Genomic DNA, 5,703 nt, shown 5'->3' with positions numbered 1-5,703 from the left:
CCGCTTCGCGGCCGACCGGTCCATCGGGGATGCGTGTGCTTCTTTACTTACGCATCCATCTCACTGCATCGGTGGTTCGTTGGTTTCCCTTGCATACCCTTCGGCAGCGCGTAGCGCTGTGCCGGATCTATTTGGTGCTGAACCAGCGCCTTTTAACAACTAGCTTGTCAGACCGTGCGCGGTCCAAGCCCGGTTAGGCCTATGAGGGCACTCGCTACTGCTGGACCACGTGCCATCTTCTGTGCCGCGGCCGGCCTGAAGTGCCTAGGCTGGGGATAGCTGTTTCTTTGGTTACTTTCTTTGCAGCAGCAAAGAAAGTGACTGCCGCCCCGCACAGGGGCAACGCCAATAGACCGACGCGAAAACGGGATCCGGCGAACAAACAACAACACCAATAAAATCACCGACTAGCCCGAGGCGCATTCGGCGCTTTCACCGGCGCTCCCTCCGGTGAGCTCATATTCTTGAGCACCCCTCGATAAGCAATCGTCTCCTTTTGCAGAGGATGAGCAAAATCACTCCCCTCACCGGGCACTTCGGTGCGAATCATAAGCAGCCGCCCCGGCACGTCATCGGCCATGACGAACGTGTACCGCTTACCCGTGTACTTGGCAAACCGCTCCGAATTAGGATCGTTGAGATAAGGCTGAATGACGATCTGCTGAGCCTTCGCATGCTTGCCGAGCCCGAGCGACTCGCTCGAAACAGGCGTAATGGCAGGCCCCGCAGCAAGCGCCATCCTCACGCGCTGCTGGAAATAGCGCCGCTGACCGCCCGTCAGCTGCTCCATCTCCGTGATGTCATGCTCGAGAAAATAAATGATCGCCGGATTGCAGGGCAGCCCGCCCGGAATATTGACGTTGCCGGTTCGATCCGTCACGCGCGCGTCGTTCTTGCTGTTGCCCGGACTCACGACGAGCACGCGCAGCGTATCGTTGACCTTCGCAGGCGGCCCGGAATAATCCACCGCATAATCGAGTTCGGTCTGCGGCTCGACGCCATTCATGTGCGACTGCATGAAGAGCAATTGCTCGGCCGGCTTGATGTCCGCGCCCGGCGCCGACGCGGCCGGAGCGTCCGCAGCCACCGCGCCGCCCGACACGTTCAGCACGGCGCACGCAAACGCCCACGCGCAAAGAAACCCCCCGTATGTTCGCTTCATTGCGCGGGCACCGGCTGCAACGGCAACATGGGAACCTGATAGCTCGACAGGATCTGATCGATCTTCGGCTGATTCGAAGCGATCCAGTTATCGACCTTGTCGCGCCACGCCTTCTCGCCGTAACGCACGCCCATCGAAATCTCATAGTCGAAACGGATCGACTGCCCCGCCGGGAACGCCACGAGGCGCACCTTGTTGTCGGAACGATTGGCGAAATAGCCCGCGATCGGCCCCCATACGAAAGCCGCATCGACATTGCCTTGCGCCAGATCACGCTCGATCATCTCGCCGGGGAAAGCTTCGGGATCGCCGCTTTGCCCCTGATACGACACCGCCTGACCGATCAAATTCTGACCGAGCAGCCAGTCCACCGCCGGGCTCTTCACGAAGACGCCGAGCTTCATCTTCTTCAGTTGCTCAGGCGGAAGATTCGTCAGATCCGAAGGCGATTTGATGCTCGCGTACTCCGGCTTGTTCGGGAACACCATCGCATAGGTGGAATGCAGATAAGGACGCGTCGTCGCGGTGAGCTCATAACCCTTCGGCACGCCGATGATCAGATCGCACTTGAAGCGCTCCGTCTGCGGCACCTTCTCGCGCAGCGTATTGCGCACGAAACCCATGCGCTGCGGCCAGTACGTGTATTCGAGCTTGTAGCCGAAATCGCTCGCCATCTGGCTTGCGATCTTGTTTTCGTAGCCCTCGCCCTTCTTGTTCGAGAGCGGCATGTTGTTCGGATCGGCGCATACGCGCAGCACGCCATCCGCGCCGTCGTTGTTCGGCAGGTTGGGCGGCGGGCCGCCCGCACCTTGCGCGATTGCCTGTTGCGCCGGGAACGTCGCGAATGCCGCGCATAGCACGGCTACGAATCGGAACGAAGCGGCGCGGCTTGCATTACGATCAGACATCGATACCTCCGGGTGTGAGAGCAATCATCGGACGTCAGCCGCACTGGGTGCATGCCACGTCCTTATTTTGCATCGATCGACTGCAAGTCGCCCGGATTGATCTTGCCGTCGGAGCGCCCCTTCAGATACGCGTAGAGGTTCTCCCAGTTCTTCTGCATCATCTGGCTGGCGCTGAAATCGGGCATGCCCTTGTCCACACGCCCACCGAACACGGTGCGATGGAATTCGTTCTTGTCCAGCGTCTTGAAAGCATCGATCAGCGACGGGCCGACCATACCTTCCTGCTTCGCCCCGTGACAGCGCTCGCACGCAAGTGCACGCCATGTCTTCCAGCCCTGCAGCGTGTCGCTGTCTACCTTGTTGCCATCGACGACCTTATAGGCGACCGGTTTCATCTGTCCAGGGCTCGGAGGCGTCTGGGCAAACGAAGCGGACGACGCGGCGAGCGTCATCGTCAGCAGCAAGAGTGATCGGCCTTTCATACGTCTGACTCCTTGAACATGTCTTGTATATGGGGTGTTTCCGCGCGGCGGCCGTTGCAGCCGCCGCGCGTTGCTGCGATCAGCTAGAACACATCAACGAGGTTCAACCTCCGGGAATCGCGAACACGAAGAGCGTGCCGCCAAGCGCCGTGTACTTCGCGAGGTCCTTGTAGCCGCCGACCGCGCCCAGGCCTTCCGTCGACTTCTCGAGACCCGCCGCCATGCCGATGCCGGCCCAGCCGCCGATACCCGAGTACACGCCGACATACTGCTTGCCCTGGAACTGATACGTGAACACGTTGCCGATGACCCCGGACGGCGTCTTGAACTTCCACAGCTCCTTGCCGTCCTTGATGCGCACTGCCTTCAGATAGCCTTCGAGCGTGCCGTAGAACGCGATGCCGCCGGCCGTTGCGAGCGCGCCGGACCACACCGAGAACCTCTCCGGCTTGGACCACACGATCTTGCCCTTCGAGGCATCCCACGCGATGAAGTTACCCATCGCGCCCTTCTCGTTCGGGCCCGGATACATCGAGAGCGTCGCGCCGACGAACGGCTGACCCGCCACGTAATCGACCTGGAACGGCTCGTAGTCCATGCAGACGTGATTCGTCGGCACGAGGAACAAGCTGGAGTTCGGATCGAATGCGGCCGGCTGCTGGTCCTTCGAGCCGAGCGCCGCGGGGCAGATGTTCTTGACGTTGTGATCCGGACCGGCCTTCTGCGTCGAATACGCCGCGTTGCGAATCGGCAGGCCGCTCTTCAGATCGACGCTATCGGCCCAGTTGACCGCCGGGTCGAACTTCTGCGCGACGAGCAGTTCACCGGATTCGCGATTCAACGTATAGCCGAAGCCATTGCGGTCGAAGTGAACGATCGCCGGCACCTTCTTGCCGCCGATGTTCAGGTCGGAGAGGATCATCTCGTTGACGCCGTCATAGTCCCACTCGTCGTGAGGCGTCATCTGATAGACCCACTTCGCCTTGCCCGTGTTGAGATCGCGGGCGAAGATCGTCATCGACCACTTGTTGTCGCCGGGGCGCTGCGTCGGGTTCCACGTGCCCGGATTGCCCGAGCCGTAGTACACAAGGTTGAGCTTCGGATCCCATGCGTACCAGCCCCACGTCGTGCCGCCGCCATACTTCCACTGATCGCCCTGCCAGCTCTTGAGCGACGAGTCCGCGCCGACCGGCACCATCTTGCCGTCCGACCAGGTCATCGTGGTTTGCGGGTCGAACAGCATTTCGTTGTCGGGGCCCGTGCTATAGGCCTTCCAGACTTCCTTGCCGTCCTTGATGTTGTACGCGACGAGACGCCCGCGCACGCCGAACTCACCGCCGGAGATGCCGGTCAGCACCTTGTCGCCGAAGACGTGCGGCGCGTTGGTGTTGGTTTCGCCCTTCTTCGAATCGCCGTTCTGCGCGGTCCAGACGACGTCACCGGTCTTCGCGTCGAGCGCGACGAGCTTCGTATCGGCTTGCTGGAGGAAGATCTTGCCGTCGCCATAGGCAAGGCCACGGTTGACCGTATCGCAGCACATCACCGAGATGACCTGATTGTCCTGCTTCGGCTGGTATTGCCAGATGAAGGTCTGATCCTTCAGGTTGATGGCGATGACCTTGTTGGGAAACGGCGAGTGGATATACATCGTGTCGCCGATGACGAGCGGCGAACCTTCATGGCCGCGCAGCACACCGGTCGACATGGTCCAGGCAACCTGTAGCTTGCCGACGTTGTTTTCATTGATTTGCTTGAGCGTGCTATAGCGGTGATTCGAATAATCGCCCGCTTGCGCCGCCCAGTTCGAGGGATTCTTGATCAGGCTGTCGAGCTGCGAGTCGGCCTGAGCGACATACGAATTCAGGCCTGCCGTCGCTGCCACCGCCAGTCCAAGAACCAGGGTGCGTAAGTTCATGTCTCCTCCAGAATGGTGATGCCTCCGACCCAGGGATGACCACGCTACCGGTTTGCATCGTGCGCGCCTTCACATGCAGGTAACGAGGGGCGCTTCGTCCAGTACATAGCCGGACTCTTGCGTAGAGAGGCCAATTGCATATTCCATGCCGGTTTTGTTGGCATAGCCTTAAAAAGCGAATTGGACGTGTCGCACTGTCGTTCGCGGACGGATCGATGTCGGGTGGCGACACATACTGTGTCAAATACGCGAAAAAGTGAGCGGCATGGAACACAGCGGCGGAACGCGTGACATGACGCGTTGCAGCATGTTTTCTTTGGCGCATACTTGGCTTTGTTCCGGGATTCTTTTATTGGGAGGCTTCGCCATGGCTCAGACTGACAAGGTTTATTCCGATGAGGAAGTCAAGGAGCGTCTGACGGGTGTGCTCAAGCACTGGTATCTCGAGGATGGGTGGATCAGGCGCAAGTTCAAGACGGAGAGCTGGAAGGGGACGCTCATGGTGGTCAATACCGTGGGGCATCTGGCCGAGGCGGCCTGGCATCATCCGGATCTCACCGTTTCTTATGCGTTTGTCATCGTCAAGCTCAAGAATCATGCGGCTAAGGGCATCACCGATAAGGACTTTGCTCTGGCTTCGAAGATCGAAGAAGTTATCCAGTGGCAACCCGGGAAGGAAGATGGGCCTCTCGATGGCACGCCTGCCGATGATCAGCGGTTCCGCTATATCAAGTATGACGACGCTTGACGCTGGTCGTTTGGCTTCGGCTTCGGCTTCGGCTTGGCTTGCGCTTGGGCTTTCGTGAAATCCTGTTTTCGCGTCGGTCTATTTGCACTGCCCCTGTGCGGGGCGGCAGTCACTTTCTTTGCTGCTGCAAAGAAAGTAACCAAAGAAACAGCTATCCCCATCCAAAGTACTTCACACCGGCCCCGGCACAGAAGCACTCTCGTGGTCCGGCAGTAGCGAGTGCCCTCATAGGCCTTACCGGGCTTGGATCGCGCACGCTCTGTCACATCGCACCACTTAACTGACTGGTAAGGCGCCAAATAGCTCCAGCCCGCTTCGCGGCCGACCGGTCCATCGGGGATGCGCGTGCATCTTTACTAACGCTTCCATCTCACTGCATTCGCCCACCGGCGGTTTCCCTTGCAAACCCAGCGGCAGCGCGTAGCGCTGTGCCGGAGCTATCTGGTGCTGAACCAGCGCCCTCAAGGTTCTAGCTTGTCAGACCGTGC

5 protein-coding genes are annotated in these 5,703 nt (G+C 59.7%); 1 reads left to right on the top strand and 4 read right to left on the bottom strand.

Going from position 1 to position 5,703, the window contains the following annotated elements:
• Positions 1-400: 400 nt before the first annotated feature.
• The 4 genes from AWB78_RS41275 to AWB78_RS41260 form a co-directional block, all read right to left on the bottom strand.
• Positions 401-1,162: a hypothetical protein gene (locus AWB78_RS41275; protein ID WP_062612912.1), complete on the bottom strand. Its 762-nt coding sequence runs from the start codon at positions 1,160-1,162 to the stop codon at positions 401-403.
• Entirely contained in the window at positions 1,159-2,070 is a 912-nt protein-coding gene (locus tag AWB78_RS41270) for a substrate-binding domain-containing protein (protein WP_062612910.1), read from the bottom strand. The genes AWB78_RS41275 and AWB78_RS41270 overlap by 4 nt, the downstream gene beginning before the upstream one ends.
• A 62-nt stretch (positions 2,071-2,132) precedes the next feature.
• A complete protein-coding gene (locus tag AWB78_RS41265) occupies positions 2,133-2,552 on the bottom strand; it encodes a c-type cytochrome (protein ID WP_062612907.1) in 420 nt (139 codons plus the stop codon).
• A 103-nt stretch (positions 2,553-2,655) separates the two neighbouring features.
• Positions 2,656-4,467, bottom strand: coding sequence for a methanol/ethanol family PQQ-dependent dehydrogenase (locus AWB78_RS41260; RefSeq protein WP_062612905.1), 1,812 nt, complete (start codon positions 4,465-4,467; stop codon positions 2,656-2,658).
• A gap of 367 nt (positions 4,468-4,834) precedes the next feature.
• On the opposite strand from AWB78_RS41260, the gene AWB78_RS41255 reads away from it, so the two are divergent.
• Positions 4,835-5,215, top strand: a complete 381-nt coding sequence (locus AWB78_RS41255; protein ID WP_062612914.1) for a 4a-hydroxytetrahydrobiopterin dehydratase — start codon at positions 4,835-4,837, stop codon at positions 5,213-5,215.
• The last annotated feature ends 488 nt before the right edge of the window (positions 5,216-5,703 follow it).

Source organism: Caballeronia calidae, assembly GCF_900044055.2.
GTDB classification, from domain to species: Bacteria; Pseudomonadota; Gammaproteobacteria; order Burkholderiales; family Burkholderiaceae; genus Caballeronia; species Caballeronia calidae.
This window is presented reverse-complemented; position numbering and strand designations above follow the sequence as displayed.